Source organism: Arthrobacter sp. RCC_34 (assembly GCF_041360795.1).
In the GTDB taxonomy this organism is placed as follows: Bacteria; Actinomycetota; Actinomycetes; order Actinomycetales; family Micrococcaceae; genus Arthrobacter_E.
In genome coordinates this window covers 638,675-656,469 of record NZ_JBFUPW010000001.1, presented here as the reverse complement: position 1 = coordinate 656,469, position 17,795 = coordinate 638,675, and the positions used below count along the sequence as shown (strand labels likewise).

16 protein-coding genes are annotated in these 17,795 nt (G+C 69.6%); 2 read left to right on the top strand and 14 right to left on the bottom strand.

Annotation, left to right across the window (positions count from 1 at the left end; genetic code table 11):
• Positions 1 to 66 precede the first annotated feature (66 nt).
• From AB6732_RS03070 to AB6732_RS03035, 8 genes are all read right to left on the bottom strand, one after another.
• Entirely contained in the window at positions 67 to 1,875 is a 1,809-nt protein-coding gene (locus AB6732_RS03070; protein ID WP_370958195.1) for an LpqB family beta-propeller domain-containing protein, read from the bottom strand.
• Positions 1,872 to 3,755 (bottom strand): MtrAB system histidine kinase MtrB, encoded by a 1,884-nt coding sequence (gene mtrB / locus AB6732_RS03065; RefSeq protein ID WP_370958193.1) that lies wholly within the window; start codon positions 3,753 to 3,755, stop codon positions 1,872 to 1,874. The genes AB6732_RS03070 and mtrB overlap by 4 nt, the downstream gene beginning before the upstream one ends.
• A gap of 37 nt (positions 3,756 to 3,792) precedes the next feature.
• The gene (gene mtrA, locus AB6732_RS03060; protein ID WP_066211108.1) at positions 3,793 to 4,467 is read right to left on the bottom strand and encodes an MtrAB system response regulator MtrA; all 675 of its coding nucleotides are present in this window, start codon (positions 4,465 to 4,467) and stop codon (positions 3,793 to 3,795) included.
• Positions 4,468 to 4,533: 66 nt separating this feature from the next.
• Positions 4,534 to 5,601: a hypothetical protein gene (locus AB6732_RS03055; protein WP_370958191.1), complete on the bottom strand. Its 1,068-nt coding sequence runs from the start codon at positions 5,599 to 5,601 to the stop codon at positions 4,534 to 4,536.
• Positions 5,598 to 5,993: a chorismate mutase gene (locus AB6732_RS03050; RefSeq protein ID WP_066211110.1), complete on the bottom strand. Its 396-nt coding sequence runs from the start codon at positions 5,991 to 5,993 to the stop codon at positions 5,598 to 5,600. Before AB6732_RS03050 ends, AB6732_RS03055 begins: the two co-directional genes overlap by 4 nt.
• Before the next feature lie 224 nt (positions 5,994 to 6,217).
• The gene (mnmA, locus tag AB6732_RS03045) at positions 6,218 to 7,342 is read right to left on the bottom strand and encodes a tRNA 2-thiouridine(34) synthase MnmA (protein WP_370958188.1); all 1,125 of its coding nucleotides are present in this window, start codon (positions 7,340 to 7,342) and stop codon (positions 6,218 to 6,220) included.
• Positions 7,343 to 7,465: 123 nt separating this feature from the next.
• On the bottom strand, positions 7,466 to 8,689 hold the full coding sequence (locus AB6732_RS03040) for a cysteine desulfurase family protein (RefSeq protein ID WP_370958186.1): 1,224 nt from the start codon (positions 8,687 to 8,689) through the stop codon (positions 7,466 to 7,468).
• 43 nt (positions 8,690 to 8,732) lie between these two features.
• The gene (locus AB6732_RS03035) at positions 8,733 to 9,662 is read right to left on the bottom strand and encodes a diacylglycerol kinase family protein (RefSeq protein ID WP_370958184.1); all 930 of its coding nucleotides are present in this window, start codon (positions 9,660 to 9,662) and stop codon (positions 8,733 to 8,735) included.
• Between the two features lie 112 nt (positions 9,663 to 9,774).
• Between AB6732_RS03035 and AB6732_RS03030 the strand changes: the two genes are divergently transcribed.
• Positions 9,775 to 10,722: a J domain-containing protein gene (locus AB6732_RS03030; RefSeq protein ID WP_370958182.1), complete on the top strand. Its 948-nt coding sequence runs from the start codon at positions 9,775 to 9,777 to the stop codon at positions 10,720 to 10,722.
• A gap of 49 nt (positions 10,723 to 10,771) precedes the next feature.
• Complete coding sequence (locus AB6732_RS03025; protein ID WP_278266872.1) at positions 10,772 to 11,239, top strand: tRNA (cytidine(34)-2'-O)-methyltransferase; 468 nt, start codon at positions 10,772 to 10,774, stop codon at positions 11,237 to 11,239.
• A gap of 153 nt (positions 11,240 to 11,392) precedes the next feature.
• Here the strand turns inward: AB6732_RS03025 and AB6732_RS03020 are convergent, their stop codons facing one another.
• The 6 genes from AB6732_RS03020 to AB6732_RS02995 form a co-directional block, all read right to left on the bottom strand.
• Positions 11,393 to 12,775 carry a gluconate:H+ symporter gene (locus AB6732_RS03020; RefSeq protein WP_370958180.1) on the bottom strand — a complete coding sequence of 461 codons (1,383 nt, stop codon included), beginning with the start codon at positions 12,773 to 12,775 and terminating at the stop codon, positions 11,393 to 11,395.
• Positions 12,772 to 13,317: a gluconokinase gene (locus tag AB6732_RS03015; protein ID WP_066211119.1), complete on the bottom strand. Its 546-nt coding sequence runs from the start codon at positions 13,315 to 13,317 to the stop codon at positions 12,772 to 12,774. The genes AB6732_RS03020 and AB6732_RS03015 overlap by 4 nt, the downstream gene beginning before the upstream one ends.
• A 102-nt stretch (positions 13,318 to 13,419) precedes the next feature.
• Positions 13,420 to 14,181, bottom strand: coding sequence for a PIG-L deacetylase family protein (locus AB6732_RS03010; RefSeq protein WP_370958178.1), 762 nt, complete (start codon positions 14,179 to 14,181; stop codon positions 13,420 to 13,422).
• Between the two features lie 5 nt (positions 14,182 to 14,186).
• Positions 14,187 to 15,125, bottom strand: coding sequence for an electron transfer flavoprotein subunit alpha/FixB family protein (locus tag AB6732_RS03005; RefSeq protein ID WP_370958176.1), 939 nt, complete (start codon positions 15,123 to 15,125; stop codon positions 14,187 to 14,189).
• Between the two features lie 18 nt (positions 15,126 to 15,143).
• Positions 15,144 to 15,944 (bottom strand): electron transfer flavoprotein subunit beta, encoded by an 801-nt coding sequence (locus AB6732_RS03000; protein ID WP_370958174.1) that lies wholly within the window; start codon positions 15,942 to 15,944, stop codon positions 15,144 to 15,146.
• A gap of 218 nt (positions 15,945 to 16,162) precedes the next feature.
• The gene (locus tag AB6732_RS02995) at positions 16,163 to 17,791 is read right to left on the bottom strand and encodes a S1C family serine protease (protein WP_370958172.1); all 1,629 of its coding nucleotides are present in this window, start codon (positions 17,789 to 17,791) and stop codon (positions 16,163 to 16,165) included.
• Positions 17,792 to 17,795: the final 4 nt, after the last annotated feature.

Here is a 17,795-nt window from a genome sequence, read left to right as displayed (position 1 = left end):
GCCCCGGATCCCGCCCTGTGGATGACGATCCGCACAGGGATCCCCCTCACGTCCGAAGGTCCGGTCTCAGCCCGCGAACTTCGGATCCTTCACGCCCGCGCCCTGCTGGACCCAAGTGTTGCCCACGCGCTGCGCCAGCCCGGTGGCTGTCTGCACATAGATGTCCTGAATGCCGTTGCCGACGCTGATACCGCGCAGGCCGACCACCTCGGACAGGCTCTGACTCTGGAAACTCCGCAGCGACAGCAGGAGGGGCGACTCGGCGCCGGTTCCCGAGGTGTTGGCGACCAGGACCTGGGTGTCACTCACCCAGGCGCCCTGGGTGACGTTCTTCCCGTCCGACAGCTGGAGCGGCGTCGTCAGGCCCCGTGGGGTGCCGTCGGCCCCGCGGATGACGCCAGCGATCAGGACCTTGGTGCCTTCGCCCTTGCCGGTCAGGATCAGGATCCTGGTGCCGTCCCGGGACAGCTGGGCGTCCTTGACGACCTGACCGCGCAGCCAGTCGGGGGCCAGCGACACGGAGGCCGGCGGAGCGGCGCCGAAGGCGTTGTCCGAGTTGAACGCGGTGAGCTTCCCGCCCGCGGTACCGCTGTTCCCGCTCCAGACCCAGCCCTGCGGATCGAAGCTCGGCCGGAGCAGCTCCGGGCCGTCCAGGACTTCCTTCAGCGTCTTGCCTGCGCTGGCCATGTACAGGGCCGAACGCTGCTGGTTGAGGAAGGCGAAGCTGTCCTGCGTGTAGGACACGGCCGGATTGCGGGGGTTGTACTCCGCGGTGTCCAGCCCCTTCACCCTTTCGGCCTTGTTGTTGTCGTAGATCCCGAGCTGTTTCTGCAGCACGGACACCTGCCAGGACGGGACCGTGGCGTTCAGGATGGGCGGCACCACAGAGTCGGAGCCGTCCATCGTCAGCGCGGTGGAACCGGCCAGCAGCTGCACGTTCACCACGGACGCGGGGGCCCGGAGCGCGATGGTCAGCTGGTTCAGCATCCGGTGCCGGTCCGTCACGGAGCTCTGCAGCAGTCCTGCGGTGAGATCCACTTGCGCGGTGCCCGACACGATCGGCACCGAATCCTTGGCGAGACGGGTCCCCTCCGGGAACGCGCTCACCACCGCACCCTTCAGATGCGGCGCCGGCCCTGCCAGGATCGCCCTCACGATCGACGTCGGGGTGGTGGAACGGGTGAGGAACCACCGGACATCGGGCACGGCGTAGCGGAAGCTCGGATCGTAGAAGTAGAGCGTGTACGGGTCGTACAGGCGCTGGAAGACGTCCAGCGGGATGACCGTCCCGTCCCCCACCTGCGTGATGCGCCACTCACCGTCGACCTGTGACAGGCTCAGCGGGATCCGCCGGTGCGTCCCCTTCGGATGCGTGGTCACGATGCCCTGGGCGTCCACCTCGTAGGCAAGGTCCAGATCGTAGAAGAACTCGCGGTCCTTGGCGCCGGGCACCACCTTCGCGGAGCGGTACACCAAGGTGCCCGCCTCCGGCTTCCACGTGGTCGCGGTGTTCTGCGCCAGGTACAGGCGGGCGACTTGGTAGTCGGCCTTGTAGCTGTTGCCTGCGTTGTAGAAACCTTCGATGATCGAATCCTCGGACGCGCCGGCGGTCGGGTCCGGCGGGTAGAAGACCTGCGGGTCCTTGACCTGCGGGGCGGAATCACCCTGGCTTTTGCTGACCGGACCGGAGCGCGGGATCGAGGCGCACGCTCCTGCCGTCAGGAGCACGACGACGGCGAGCAGCAGGGCGAGGGCCGATCGCACCCGAGGTGCGCCCCGGCGTCGTGCGCGGCCCCGAGCGTGCCGGACTGCCCCGGAAGCCGGCGTCTCGCGCGCAGCGGTCGGGTGTTCCGTGGTGAACCGCGTCCGCGTCATCGGGGTTCCTCCGGGCTGATCTCCTCGAAATGCTGTTCGGCGATGCCGGGCCCTGCTGGCAGGGCGGGCGGCAGGAAGCGGGGCAGGCTCACGGGCGCCTCGGCGGGCTGATAGTTGTCCACCGGAAGCGGGGACTCGACGAACGTGCCGCCGGCCTTGAGCGGCAGGGTGAGCCGGAAGGTGCTTCCGTCCCCCTTACGGCCACGCGCCTCAAGCCAGCCGTTGTGCAGCTTGGTGTCGGCCAGCGCGATGGACAGTCCGAGTCCGCTGCCGCCGGTGGAGCGGGCGCGCGCCGGGTCGGCACGCCAGAACCGGTCGAACACCCGGGCTGCCTGAGCTGGGTCCAGACCCAGGCCGTAGTCCCGCACGGTCACCGCGGCCGCCTCGTCGTTGGCGGCGACCGTCACGTCGACCCGCCGCCCCTCACCGTGCTCCAAGGCGTTCAGCAGGAGATTGCGGAGGATCCGTTCGATCCGCTTCGCGTCCATCTCCACCACGACCCCTTCGGAGGGCGCATGGAGGCGAACGGCGGAACCGTACTCGTGTGCGACGGGCTCCGCACCCTCGATCACGCGGCCCATGAGCGCGGCGAGATCGAGCGGTTCGGCGTCCAGCTGCGCGGCGCCCGCGTCGTAGCGGGAGATCTCCAGCAGATCCGCCAGCAGGGACTGGAACCGCTCCACCTGGGTGTGCAGGAGCTCCGCGGAGCGCTTGTTGATCTGATCGAAATCGTCGCGGGACTCGTAGAGCACGTCGGCCGCCATGCGGACCGTGGTGAGCGGGGTCCGCAGCTCGTGGGACACGTCCGAGACGAAGCGCTGCTGCATCTGGGACAGCGTGTTGAGCTGGGTGATCTGCTCCTGCAGGCTCGCGGCCATGTGATTGAAGGAGGCCCCCAGACGGGCGACCTCGTCCTCGCCCTTGACCAGCATTCTCTCCTGGAGCTGCCCGGACGCGAGGTTCTCGGACACATGCGCGGCGTGACTGATGGGCCGCACGACCGCGCTCGTCACGTACCAGGCGAGCACGCCGATCAGGACGACGAGGACACCGGCGCCGATCAGCAGCACGCTCTGGATGTCGTTGAGCGTGGTCTCGGCGGAGGAGATGTCGTAGATGAGGTACAGCTCGTAGACACTGCCGTTGAAGGACACCTTGTTGCCGATGGCGATCGCGGGAGCGGTTCCTCCCTTGATCGGAAGCGCGGTGGAGGCCCAGTACTGCTCATGGCCGGCCTTCTGGACCGCTTCCCGTAGATCGTCCGGGAGGACGCTCAGGCCGATGTCGTTGGAGCTCCGCGAGTCCACCCAGCGGGTCCGCGGCTGAGTCTGGTCCGGAACGGCCAGGAACACGAAACGCCGGTTCAGCTGGGTTCCCCTGCTGTCCAGGGCCGCGAGGGTGTCCCCCACGAGTTTCTGGACGGAGGCACGGTCGGTGACCTGGGCGCCGTCGAACGTGTTCTGAACCGTCGCGACGCTGCTCCGCGTGTCGCTCTCGGCCTGGTGCAGGCGCTCCTGGAAGAGGTTGCTGGCGATCTGGCTGCTCAGGTACGCGCCCACGGCCACCAGGGCGACGGAGGCGAGCAGCACCGTGACAAGCACGGTGCGGAACTGGAGCGACCGGCGCCAGCGATGGATCAGAGATCCGCCGAGCCACGTGACACCGCGCCAGAGCATCCGGGCGGCACGACGCAGCAACGCCAGGGTCCGGAGGCCGAACAGGCGGACCAGCCGTCCGCCCCGACCGCCATAGCGTTTCAGGACGCCGCTCGTGTCCTGGGTTTCGGGGACGACGGCGGCCGGCTCGCCTTCCATCGACCGGGGAGTCTGGACGGCGGCGGGAAGCACACGGACCAGGGCTTTGCCCGGCCTGGACGTCATGGGACCTGCCGTCGCGGGGCCTGCGGGATCTCCTGGCTCAGGAACCGGCTTTGTATCCGACACCGCGCACCGTCAGAACGATCTCCGGGGACTCCGGGTCCTTCTCGATCTTCGACCGCAGCCGCTGGACGTGAACGTTGACCAGGCGGGTGTCCGCGGCATGGCGGTAACCCCAGACCTGCTCCAGGAGCAGCTCACGGGTGAAGACCTGCCAGGGCTTGCGGGCCAGGGCCACGAGGAGATCGAATTCCAGCGGGGTCAGGGAGATCGGAGCACCCGCGCGGGTCACGGTGTGACCGGCCACGTCGATCGACACGTCCCCGATCTTGAGAGTTTCGGGGGCCTTCTGATCGCCGGGGCGCAGACGGGCGCGAACGCGGGCCACGAGTTCGGCGGGCTTGAACGGCTTGGGGACGTAATCGTCCGCGCCGGACTCCAGCCCGCGGACCACGTCGGTGGTGTCCGACTTGGCGGTCAGCATGACGATCGGGACGTCCGACTCCGCCCGGATGGCGCGGCAGACCTCGATGCCGTCCGAACCGGGCAGCATGACATCCAGCAGGACGAGGTCCGGCTTGGCGCTGCGGAAGGCGCTGAGAGCCTGGGCGCCGTCAGCGCAGAAGCTCGGGTCGAAGCCGTCGTTGCGCAGCACGATGCCGATCATCTCGGCCAGTGCCTCGTCGTCGTCAACTACCAGAATGCGTCCCTTCATGGCACCCATCTTCCCTTAACGTCCGCGGCTTTGTCGTATCCGTGTCGTCAGCGGTGATTCGCCCGGTCAGGACGCGATGGACTGCTCGAGCGAGTCCGCCAGCGCGGTGACGCGCCGCAGGGTCCGGAGGGCCTCCTCGGGGGTGCGGCTCCGCCCGCCCCGTTCGGAGACGAAACGCGATTCCGGCAGAAGGCGCAGCCGTGTCATCAGCGACGACGGCAGGCCCAGATCGCGGAAGGTGCGGAGCAGCGAGTCTGCGAGCGCCGTCGTCGTGCGGGCCTCCTGGCCGGGCTCGACGGTCAGCGGCACACAATCCGCCCAGACGGTCCCACCGCGTTCGAGCAGCCCCGCGAGCCGTTCCCACTGCCGGGTGGTGAGGGTCGCCGTCTTCAGGCCCACCCCGTCCGCGCCCGCCTGCACGATCCGGTCCAGCGGCGCCTCGACCCCCGGGACGGCAATGGCCACCTCGGTGGCCCCCGCGGAGTGCAAGGCGTCCACCAACAGACGCCAGGACGCGGTCACCTCCTCGCCGGGTATCGAGCGCAGGGTGCGGTAGCCGCTCGCGGTGGGGATGGTTCCGGCGAGAGCCTCCGTCACCAGGGGTTCCTCCACGACGACGGCGATCTCGGCGCCGGGGACCGCACGCCGGGCGGCGGCCACGTGCTCCAGGACCCCCTCCGCGAGGGCCTGCGCCACATCACGTCGCGCACCGTGGTCGGAGATCACGCGTTCGCCATGGTGCAGATACAGGGACCCCGCCAGGGTGACGGGCCCGCGCAGCTGAAGCTTGAGAGGACCGGGCGCGGCCTCCTCCGTCCCGGCGACGTCGGCGAGCACCTGGAGATCCGTGGCCAGTGCCGAGAGCGCCCGGTGGTGGTCCGCGGAACCGGCCTCGCCGAGCCGCCACCCATGGGGCTGCACATCGACCGACAGTCCGGCGAGGAGCGCGGCGCTTCGTCCGGTCGCATCGGAGCCCACACCTCGGGACGGCAGCTCGGCCAGCGGAGCCGCGTGCGGCGCCCCGAGTTCTCCGCGCAGGGCCCGCGTGGCTTCGAGTGGGTCGGTCCCGGGCCAGGGGCCATGGGCCGACCCGATCACGCGGGTGCCGCTCAGGCCTCGCTGGTCGGCGGTCACGCCGGGGAGCCGGCCTGCCCGGCCTGGCGCTCGTGATCGGCGGAGATCGCCTCGTGGTGCCGGATGACCTCGCTGATGATGAAGTTCAGGAACTTCTCGGCAAAGGCCGGATCCAGATGGGCCTCGGTGGCGAGGGCCCGCAGGCGGGCGATCTGCGCCGCCTCACGACCGGGGTCACCCGCCGGGAGCTTGTGACGCGCCTTGAGCACGCCGACGCGCTGCGTGGCCTTGAACCGCTCGGCCAGGAGGAACACGAGCGTGGCGTCGATGTTGTCGATGCTGGACCGGATGGTGAGCAGCTCGTCCATGACACTCTGGTCCACTTCACCGGCGAGCGAGCTCGCTTCGGGATCGAAATCAAAGGCCTGGCTGATGTGGTGCTCCGCGGTCATGGCAACCAGTTTACTGACGCCGAGTGGCAACCAGGGCGGCCGTCCGCTGAGTGGGACGGCGAGGTGGGGCTGGGCGGGCTTGTCAGGTACCCCGTCGGAGGGGGTTCCCTCGCGGCTTAGACACCCGCCGCCGCTCGTTCCTCGCTCTGGCGTGCGATGCGCCGCTTCCGGGAACCCGCTCCGTCGGGACAGACATCACCACACAGGCCCGCCCGGCGCCCGCCTCAGAGTTCGGCGCGCTGGAGGGAACGGGCCTTGTCGATGGTCGCCTGACCCAGCACGCGCGAACCCTGGTAGAGCACCACGGTCTGGCCGGGGGCGACGCCGCGGAGTGCTTCGTCGAGCGTCACGACGAGCTGCGGCGCGCCGTCGCGCTCCTCGACCCGTGCGCGGGCCGGCACCGGGTCGCCGTGGGCCCGGACCTGGGCATGGCAGGGGAACTCCTCGCCCGTGGCGACCTCGGCGATCGGGAGGCCGGCCCAGGAGATCTTGATGCCGCGGATCTCGTCGATGGCCAGGAGGGCCTGCGGACCCACCACCACAGTGTTCTCCTTGGGACGGATCTCGAGGACGAAGCGCGGCTTGCCGTCCGACGCCGGGCGGCCCAGCTTGAGGCCGCGGCGCTGCCCGACGGTGAACGCGTTGGCGCCGCCGTGCTCGCCGACCTTGGCGCCGGTCTCGTCCAGGATGTCCCCCGGCTCCATCTCGATCTTCTCGGAGAGCCAGCCGGCGGTGTCGCCGTCGGGGATGAAGCAGATGTCGTGGCTGTCCGGCTTGTTGGCCACGGAGAGTCCGCGGCGCTCCGCTTCGGCCCGGACCTCCGCCTTGGACGGGGTCTCGGCCAGCGGGAACATGGCGTGCTTGAGCTGCTCGTGAGTGAGGACGCCCAGGACGTACGACTGATCCTTGGCCCAGTCGGCGGCACGGTGGAGTTCGCGGTTGCCGTTCTCGTCCTCGATCACCTTGGCGTAGTGCCCGGTGCAGACGGCGTCGAAGCCGAGGGCGACGGCCTTCTCCAGGAGCGCGGCGAACTTGATGCGCTCGTTGCAGCGCATGCACGGGTTCGGGGTGCGGCCCGCGGCGTACTCGTCGATGAAGTCCTGGACCACGTCCTCCTTGAACCGCTCCGAGAAGTCCCACACGTAGTACGGGATGCCGAGCACATCGCAGGCGCGGTAGGCGTCGCGGGAGTCCTCGATGGTGCAGCAGCCGCGGCTTCCGGTCCGCAGCGTGCCGGGCATGCGGGAGAGCGCCAAGTGGACGCCGACGACGTCGTGGCCGGCCTCGACCGCCCGTGCTGCGGCGACGGCGGAATCGACTCCGCCACTCATGGCTGCTAGAACTCGCATACCGGCTTTCTCATCAGGTTTCTCGGGGAGGGGATGTGGAAGGACGCGCACCGCAAGCGGTCTGCGCGTCCTTCCATCTTAACGCCCACGGCTGAGCGGTATTCCCGGATCCGCCCCGAGAGCTCAGGCTCCGCTCCCCCGTGCGACCGTCGCCGCGGTCTGGATGCTCGACTCATGACCGGCCATGCCCGCCTTGCGGGCCTGGGCGAACGCACCCGGCAGGGCCTTGAGCAGGGCGTCGACGTCGGCGTCCGTCGTCGTGTGCCCCAGGCTGAACCGCTGGGCGCCGCGCGCCGTCTCCTCGTCCAGCCCCATCGCCAGCAGCACATGGGACGGTCGCGGAACGCCCGCGGTGCACGCCGAACCGGTGGAACTCTCCACGCCCGACATGTCCAGCAGGAAGAGCAGAGAATCCCCTTCGCAGCCGGGGAAGGTGAAGTGCGCGTTGGCCGGGAGGCGTCCCGGGCCCGGGGCGCCGCGAAGGACGGCCTCGGGCACGGCGGCCCGCACGCCCTCGATGAGACGGTCCCGGAGCGCGGAGAGCCTGGCCCCTTCCTCCTCCAGCCCTTCTGCGCAGGCGGTCGCTGCTGCTGCGAAACCCACGATCGAGGCGGTGTCCAGCGTGCCGGACCGCACATCGCGTTCCTGGCCTCCGCCGTGCTGCACGGGGACCAGTTTCACGTCGCGGCGCAGGAACAGCGCCCCCACGCCCACGGGTCCCCCGATCTTGTGGCCGCTGACGCTCATGGCGGCCAGGCCGGAGTCACGGAACCCCAGCGGCAGTGCTCCGAACGCCTGCACGGCGTCTGAGTGCACCGGCACCCCGGCAGCCTCCGCGAGGTCCACGACCCGGCGGATCGGCTGGATGGTCCCCACTTCGTTGTTGGCCCACATGACGGTGACGAGCGCGATCTCCTCCGGGTCTCGCTGAAGTTCCGCCTCCAGGGCCGCCAGGTCCAGGAGCCCTTCTCCGTCCACGGGAAGCCAGGTCACTTCGGCGCCTTCGTCACGCTCGAGCCACTCAACGGTGTCCATGACGGCGTGGTGCTCGATCGTCGAGCACAGGATGCGCACCCGGCGGGGATCCTCGGCCCGGCGCTGCCAGAAGAGCCCCTTGACCGCCAGATTGTCCGCCTCGGTGCCGCCCGAGGTGAAGATCACCTCGGAGGAATGCCCGCCACCGGCCGCGGCGATGGCCTCACGGGCCTCTTCGACGGCGCTCCGGGCCCGGCGTCCCGCGCCGTGCAGCGAGGACGGGTTTCCGGTGCGCGTCAGCTCACGCGTCATGGCTGCGAGCGCGGCGGGGTGCAGGGAGGTGGTGGCGGCATGGTCGAGATAGACAGGCACCCCACCAGTTTAAGTCCGCGATGACGACCGCGGGGCGCCCCCGTCAGACGAGCACGCGCAGCGCCCCGGGCAGCACCGTGACCGAGAGCGGTGGCGCGGCGAGGGCTTCCCCGTCCGCGTGACACACGGGACCGCCGGATTCCAGGCGCACCTCCCGCACCCGGCGCACCGTCACGGCCGGGTGCAGCACATGCAGGCCGAAGAAGGCGAGCGGGAAGATCAGCACCAGGAGGAGCCGGGAGATCGGTGCGACCGTGACCAGGTCCAGCATCCCGTCGTCCGGCACGGCCCGTGGAGCGATCCTCAGCCCTCCGCCGAAGGACGAGCCGTTCGCCACCGTGAGGATGACGGCGTCGGTCTCCTCCGTCACGCCGTCCACCCGCAAGCGGTAGTGCACCGGGCGGAATCCTCCGATCCGGCGGAAGATGGCCGCCACATACCTCAGGGTCCCCCGCGGGCGGGTCCACTCATTGGCCTGCCGGTTCACGACGGCGTCAAAGCCGGTTGCGAGCGCGGTCACGTAGTGCCGCACGGCTCCGTCGGGCAGATCCACGCGGGCCACGTCCACCGCGCTGCCACCCGAGGCCCAGGCGGCGACGAAACGGTGGACCGCGGCGTCACCCCGGCGGGGCACTCCGAGGGCGCGGGCCGCGTCGTTCCCGGTGCCGGCCGGGATGATCCCCAGGGGGAGCCCACTCCGGAGCGCCGCCTCGGCGCCGGCCTGGACCATGCCGTCCCCGCCCACGGCGACGAGCGCATCCGCGGAGGAGGCGGCGTCGTCGGCCATCGCGGCGAGGGTATCCGGGTCCGCGGCTGACAGCACCGTGGTCAGGGCGCCGGCCTCCTGCAGCACCGCGACCGCGCGGGCGGCCCGGAGCATGCCCTGCCGGCTGCCGGCCGAGGGGTTGACCAGGACGGCGAGCCTGACGCCGTCCAGGGGCCGTGGTTTGACGGGGCGCGGGCGATTGATCACGCTTTATTGTGCACGCCAGGAACCGGCCCGGCGAACGATTCGTTGCACCACCACCCGGCGGACGCGGGATGGCCCCGGTGAGGTGGGACGTCGTACAGGAGAGGCAGTGCTGATGACCGCAGTACCTGGTGAGAACCACTACCAGGTCCTGGGCGTGGCCATGACGGCCAGCACCCAGGAGATCAAGGTCGCGTACCGCAGAGCCGCCCGCCTGACGCATCCGGACCACGGTGGCGATCCCGAGCGCTTCCGCGCCGTCACCCTCGCCTACGAGGTCCTGGTGGATGATCAGTCCCGGGCACGGTACGACGCGAACTACGGCTCGGGCCGCGGTGCGGGCCAGGGCGAGGGCGGCTGGGGCAGCCCGCCCCGGGACGGTTTCTCCACGGCGTGGGAGGCGGGCACGGATTCGCATGCCACGACGCGCTCCTCCGGTCCGCGGCCCAAGGCCTCCGACCCCGCGGTGTTCGCTCCCCCGCTCGACCTTCCGGGAGCGCTCCTTCCCGCGGACCTCGCGAAGCTCCAGATGCACGGCGTGCCCCGGAAGCGCGGCATCTTCGGAGCCGAGGCCCGGATCCGGCGCGAGCAGCGGACGATGCAGCTCCTGCTGCGCCACGTGGTGGCTCAGCAGCCGTCCGCGCGCCTCATCAACGGCCTGAAGGCCCCTGACGGCCGGACCCACATCGATCACGCGATTCTGGCCGGGTACCGCCTGGCCCTGATCGATTCGATGGTGCTCCCCCACGGCGCATACGCCTGGGACGGCGAGAGCCTGCTGCACGGCGGACGCTCGGTGCTCCCACCACTGCTCGCCCACTCGGTGCGCCATCTCCAGGACCTCTTCCCGGAGCTCCACGTCACGGGCTGGACCATGGTCCTGGGCCCCGGGGACAATCTGCACGAACCCGTCATCGACCGCAGGCCGGGCGTCACGGGCGGGGTGGAGGTGGCCAACGCCGCCGGGACCATCCGCGGTCTGCGCGAGTTCCTGGCCAACGGGCCGCAGCCGAACGTGGTGCACGTGCCGTCCCTGGCCCGGCTCATCCGTGGGATGCACTGAGCGGGCCGTCCTGAGCAGGCCATCCCCTCCGTCCGGATAGGATGATCGGGTGTTCCGCATCCTGTTCTACACCCCCGAAATCCCTGGCAACACCGGCAACGCCATTCGTCTGGCGGCCATCTCCGGGGCGGAGCTCCACCTCGTGGAACCTCTCGGATTCGACTTCGATGACGCCAAGCTGCGCCGCGCCGGGCTCGACTACCACGACCTCGCCGTCGTGACGGTCCACCCCACCCTCGAGGCGGCGTGGGAGGCTCTCAAGCCCCGCCGAGTCTTCGCGTTCACGAGCGACGGCGAGACCTCCTACACGGACGTCGACTACCTGCCCGGCGACGTGCTGATGTTCGGCCCGGAGTCGGTGGGCCTGCCGCGCGAGGTGAAGGACGACCCCCACGTGACGTCCCGGGTCCGGATCCCCATGCTGCCCTCGCGCCGCTCGCTGAATCTCGCGAACTCGGCGTCGATCGTCCTCTTCGAGGCCTGGCGCCAGAACGGCTTCCAGGGCGCCCAGCTCTGACCCACTCCCCTCTCTGATCGACTGCTCCACAGGATGTCGTTTCCGGGTCTCCGGGACCCTGGAATGACCTCGTGTGGAGCAGTCGATCGGGTTAAACGACGACGGCGGGTGGTCACCCTGAAAAGGTGACCACCCGCCGTCGTCAGCGTGCTGTTACGGGACCACGAAGGAGAGCAGCATGACGCAGACGAAGCCGACCACGGAGATCAGGGTCTCCATCACGGACCAGGTCTTGAACGTCTGACCCACGGTGAGGCCGAAGAGTTCCTTCACGAGCCAGAAGCCGGCGTCGTTGACGTGCGAAAGGAAGAGCGAGCCCGCACCGATCGCGAGGACGAGGAGCGCTCCGTGCGCCGGGGAGAGGCCGCTGGCGAGCGGGGCCACGATGCCTGCCGCGGTGACCGTGGCCACCGTGGCGGATCCGGTCGCGAGCCGCAGGGCCACCGCGATGAGGAAGCCGAGCACCAGCACCGAGATGTTGGCGCCGGTCGCCCACTTGGCCACCGCGTCGCCCACGCCCGCGCCGATCAGCGTCTGCTTGAAACCGCCGCCCGCACCGACGATCAGGATGATCGCGGCGATGGGGCCGAGGCTCGCGCCGAGCTTGGAGGTGATGGTGGAGCCGTTGAACCCGACCGCGTAGCCGAAGGTCACCATGGCCAGGATGACGGCCAGGGTCATCGCCACGAGGGGCTCGCCGATGAAGTCGGCGAAGATCCGGAGACTGGACGGGTCCTTGGCCGGCGTCGTGATGTCCACGATCGCCTTGAAGAGCATGAGGATGACCGGGAACACGATCGTGAAGAGCGTGATGCCGAAGCTCGGAACGCGCCTGACCTCGTTGAGGTCCGGACCGGACTGGGTGTCGATGCCGCCGGCCACGGCCGGAGCATCCACCGGGACCCAGCGGGCCGCGAGCTTGGAGAACAGCGGACCGCAGATGATGACCGTCGGCACGGCGACGGCGAGGCCGAACATCAGCGTGAGGCCGAGGTCGGCCTTCAGCGCGGCGATGGCCACGAGCGGACCCGGGTGCGGCGGGACCAGGCCGTGCAGCACGGACAGGCCGGCCAGTGCGGGGATGGCGACGCGCATGAGCTTGAGCCCGGAACGCTGGGCGACCAGCACGATCACGGGAAGCAGCAGGACGAGACCGATCTCGAAGAACATGGGCAGACCGATGATGACCGCGACGAGGGTCATCATCCAGACGAGCTTGTTGCCCTTGGCCTTGTCCAGCAAGGTGTCGACCACGCGGTTGGCGCCGCCGGAGTCGGCGAGGAGCTTGCCGAGCATGGCGCCCAGGGCGATCAGGAGGCCGACCTCCTTGAGGACACCGCCCACGCCGTCTTCGAAGTTGGAGATCACCTTCGGGAAGTCGACTCCGGAGGCCAGGCCCACGAACGCCGATCCCAGCACGAGGGCCAAGAAGGGGTGAACCTTGAGTTTGGTGATGAGGAGGACGATCGCGGCGATGCCGAGAAGCGCCACGATGATGAGCTGAGTGTCATGCCCTGTCCACGCCGTCGTGTTCATGCGATTTCTGCCTCTCCATACGGGGTGGCCTTCAGTCCGAGACCCTGGATGATGCGGTGTGCTTCCTCTGCGGGGGTCCCCTCGATGTCCACGATGAGGACGTTCTCGTCCTCAGTGGGCTCCTCGAGAGCCTCGAACTGGGACTGGAGGAGTTCCGGCGGCATGAAATGCCCGTGGCGCGCCTGGAGGCGGTCGGAGATCTGCCCCTTGCCGCCGTGCAGGTAGACGAACACGACGTTCGGGCCGCGGAGCACGTCCCGGTAACGCTTCTTGAGCGCGGAGCATGTCACGACGCCGGGTTCACCCAGTGTGTCCCTGTTACGGATCCAATCGGCGATGGTGTTGAGCCACGGCCACCGGTCTTCATCGGTGAGCGGCTGGCCGGAGGCCATCTTGGCGACATTGGCCGCGGGGTGGAAGTCGTCGCCCTCGGCGAGTTCCCACCCCAGCGCGCCGGCCAGGAATCCGCCCACGGTCGACTTGCCGGAGCCCGAGACACCCATGATCACGAGGACCGGGTGCTCGATTGCAGTCTTCTCCATTGAGGTCTGCCCTTCAGAGGAATAAGTATTATTTAATTTCTCTAGAACTGTAGACCCAGCCTACTCCTCGCGCAAGATGGCGCTGTGGAATAAATCACATTTTTAGAAGCCGGCGAACGTTGACTCCGCGTTCACGAACACCACATGGAAGCACTCGACCAGAGCGCGCTCCCCCGCCTCGGTCCGCGCGCCGTTCTCCCGCAATTGGGCCCTGACCTGGGCATCCATGGCGTCCGGATCTGGATGCTGGGAAGCGTGGATGCGGATGGCGGCGAGCTTGGCCTCCACCGTCCCGGCGACGTCCACGAAGTGGTTCTCGCGCTCCCGGGGCGCCGCCATGAACCAGAGCTGCGGAACCTTGTACGCCCGCAGACCGCGCTCCTCAAGCTCCGGGTACGCGAAGGGGTTCTCCGAGGCGGGGTACACCGCGCGGGTCACGATCTCGCCCGCCGCCAGGTGATCCGGGTGGCTCTTCTGGAGACGCTCCCAGTTCCGCTCCGGATGCATGGTCAGCACCACATCCGGCCGGTACTGCCGGATCAGCGCGACCACCTGGCTGATGACCTCGTGGTTCGGCTCGAGATACCCGTCCCGTTCGTGCAGATAGTGGACCGTCTCCACGCCCACCAGGGCGGCGGCACGGCGCTGCTCCTCGACACGGCGGGACGCGATGTCCTCCTCGGCCTCGAAGCCGCCCGCGTCGCCGTCGGTCATGACGCAGTAGATGACCTCCACCCCCGCGGCGGTCCAGGCGGCGATGGTGCCGGCCGCGCCGAAGTCCACGTCGTCGGGGTGGGCGGTGAAACAGAGCACCCGCCCGCCCTCACGCGGAGTGAAAGCGGACGGGTGATGAGTGATGCTCACGTGGTTCAGCCCCTCCGGCGCCGGATCTCTTCGCTGGCCTGCGGCAGCACGGTGAACAGGTCACCGACGATGCCGAAATCGGCGATCTCGAAGACGGGCGCGTCCTCGTCGGTGTTGATCGCGACGATCACCTGTGCCGTCTGCATGCCGGCCTTCTGCTGGATCGCGCCGGAAATGCCGGCGGAGACGTACAGCTGCGGGGACACGACGACGCCGGTCTGGCCGACCTGCGAATCGTGGCCGATCCAGCCGTTGTCAGTGGCGACGCGGGACGCGCCCACGGCGGCGCCGAGCAGGTCCGCGAGTTCCTCGACGGGGCCGAAGTCGCCGTCCACGCCGCGGCCACCGGCCACGACGATCCGCGCGTCGGCCAGGTCCGGACGGCCCGTGGCCGGCTTGGCCTCACGGGACGTGATGCGGGCTGCCGCGCCATAGGCGGACTCCGGAAGGTCGATCGCCTCGGTCCGGCCTTCAACCGGAGCCTCGGACGGCTCGACCGCGTGGGCCTTCACGGTGTAGACGGCCACGGCGGTGCGGGCGCGGGCCACGGTGGTGTAGGACCCGGCCAGGACGGACTTGGCGGCCGCGCCGTCGGCGCTGAGGGACACCACATCGGTCACGACGCCGGCATTCAGCTTCACGCCGAGGCTCGCCGCGAGCTCCTTGGCCGCGACGCCGTTCTCGAGCAGGACGACGTCGGCGCCGGATCGCGACACCGCTTCGGCGACGAAGGCGGCCCGCGCGGAGCCGCCGAGCGTGCTCACGGCGGCAGGGGCGGTGTACGTGACCGCGGCGCCGTAGCTCGCGGCTTCGGTGGCCGCGGCGTCGTCGCCGATCAGGGCGACGGAGACGTCACCCAGGCCGCGGCCGAGGGTGAGGAGTTCGCGCTGGTTCTTCTTGAGGGCGCCATCGGGGCTGGTGATGACTGCAAGGACATGTGCCATGGTTCGCTCCTGGTAACGCTAGATCAGCTTCTCGGCGGCCAGGAACTCGACCAGCTTGATGCCGGCGTCGCCCTCGTCCGTGATGATGGTGCCCTGAGTGCGGGCCGGACGCTCCTGCGCGTTCTCCAGGACCGTGAGCGATCCTGCGGCGCCGACCGACGCCGCCTCGAGGCCCAGGTCGCCCAGCGCCAGGGGGTGGGTCTTCTTGCGCTTGGCCGCGATGATGCCCTTGAAGTTCGGGTACCGGGGCTCGTTGATCTGGTCCGTCACCGACACCACGGCCGGCAGGGACGCTTCGAGGGTCTCGGCGAAGCCGTCCACTTCACGGGCCGCGGCGACCGTCGCCCCGTTCACGTCAAGGGACTTGGCATGGCCGACATAGGCCCAGCCAAGGCGCTCGGCCAGCTGCGCGGGGACCAGCGAGGTCTCACCGTCCGTGGAGGCCATGCCGCCGATCACCAGGTCCACGGGACCGCCCTGGGCGATGCGCTGGATGGCCGCCGCGAGCGCGAGGGACGTGGCCGCCGCGTCCGAACCTGCCAGGGCCGGATCGCTCAGGTGATAGCCCTCGGACGCGCCGATCTGCAGGGACTTCTTGATGGAGTTGGAGGCGCCGTCGGCGCCCATGGTCAGGGCGATCACGGTGTTGCCGCCCTTCTCACCGCCGTTCGCCTCACTGATCTGCAGAGCCGCTTCCAGGGCGTACTCATCGAGCTCGGACAGGATGCTCTCCGAACGGTCGACGGTGTGACCCGGACCGGACAGATGGCGCTCGAATTGAGCGTCCGGGACGTGCTTGACCAAGACCACGATCTTCATGGTTCTCCCATAGTGTTCTCACGCAGGCCTCGGTTCAGGCCCTGGCTGACGGGAATCACCGCGCGGGGCGGGCAACCGCATCTGCCCGCGGCGATGCGGGCGGTGAGCTGCATCTCCAAGCTTGCCACACGACGGAGGCCGGGTCCTGCCGCCGGTCACGGTGCGTCACCACGACCAGCCGCAGCGCCCGGCCTCACTGCGAGGACGGAGCCTGACGCCTACTGCTTGGCGGCGTCCAGGGTCACCTCGATCTGCTTGCTCTGACCGTTCCGCAGCACGGTCACCGTGGCCTTGCCGCCGGCGGGCTGCTCGCGGACCGCCGCGGTCAGCTCTTTGGCGTCGGAGATGGTGTACCCGGCGAACTGCGTGATCACATCGCCCTTCCGGATACCGGCCTTGTCAGCCGCGGAACCCGGCACGACACTCATGACGAGGCCCCCCACAGAGAACGCCGAGGAGTCGCTGGAGCCGGCGGACTGGCTCTGCACCGTGGTGCCGAACTGACCGTGCGTCGCCTTGCCGTCCTTGATGATGTCCTGGGCGATCCGCTTGGCGTAATTGATCGGGATGCTGAAGCCGACGCCGATGTTGCCGGTGCTGCCGCTGCCGTCGCTGGAACCGCTGCCCGCCGTCGCGATGGCGACGTTCACGCCGACCACCTCACCCTTGCCGTTGACGAGGGCGCCGCCCGAGTTGCCGGGGTTGATGGCCGCATCCGTCTGGATGACGTTGAGGTACACCGAGCCGCCGGAGGACGAGGACTTGTTCTGGCCGAACGGCGGGGCGAAGTTGTAGCCGCCGTCGTCCTTGCCGGAGTCACTGCCGTCCGAGGGCGCAGCCGAGGACTGCACCGAGATCGTGCGGTTCAGGGTGGAGACGATGCCGTCCGTCACCGTGTTGGTGAGGCCGAGCGGCGAGCCGATGGCCACCGCCGTGTCACCGACGTTCAGCTTGCCGGAGTCCCCCAGCGTGGCAGGAACCAGTCCGGAGGGGTCGACCTTGATGACCGCGAGGTCGGAGAGCGGATCCGTCCCGACCACGGTGGCCTTGAGGACCTTGCCGCCGCTCGTGCGGACCTCCACCGTGGGCTTGGAGACGGCGCCGTCCAGCGTCACGACGTGGGTATTGGTGAGGATGTGGCCCTGATCGTCGAGGACGATGCCCGATCCCGTGCCCGAGGAGTTCCCGCCACTGGCCGCGATGGTCACGACGCTCGGGGCCGCCTTGGCCGCCGCGGCCGTGACCGCGGTGACGCTGTCCTTGTTGTTGATGACGATCCCGCCCTGACCGCTGCTGTTGGACTGGGTCGCCGCCGCGGGCTGGCCGGCGTTGAGCAGGGAATTGCCACCGACGCCGACGGCGCCGCCGACCAGGCCTGCCGCGAGCACGGCCGCCACGAGCGTCCCGACGCCGATCTTCCGCGCCGTCTTCGGCTGCCTCGACTGAGTGGTGTACGGCTGAGCCGGGGCCGCGTGCTGCGCGTAGCCGCTCTGCTGGCCGTAGAACTGGCTGCCCGGCGTGCCGGGCGCCTGTGTGCCCCCGTCGTGAGCGCCGCCGTGCTGCGAAGCGGCGGCGCCCGCCATGGCCGGCGCCGCCGGCGCATACCCCGGCTGAGGCGGCTGCTGCGGCTGGGGCTGCTGGTAGCCGCCCTGCTGATAGGGGGTCGGACGCGTCTGGGCCTGCGGCTCCTGAGGCTGGTCCTGAGAAGGAGACCCCGAGGCGGCCGGGTGGCTCGGGAGTGCCTGAGTGGGCTCCGTCGCGCGCTCGAGAGGCATGGTCGGGTGCTCCTGTGGACGGGGCTCGGGGGAGGCCGGTCCGCCGTGCTCGTTGCTGGGGTTCTCCGTCATCGTT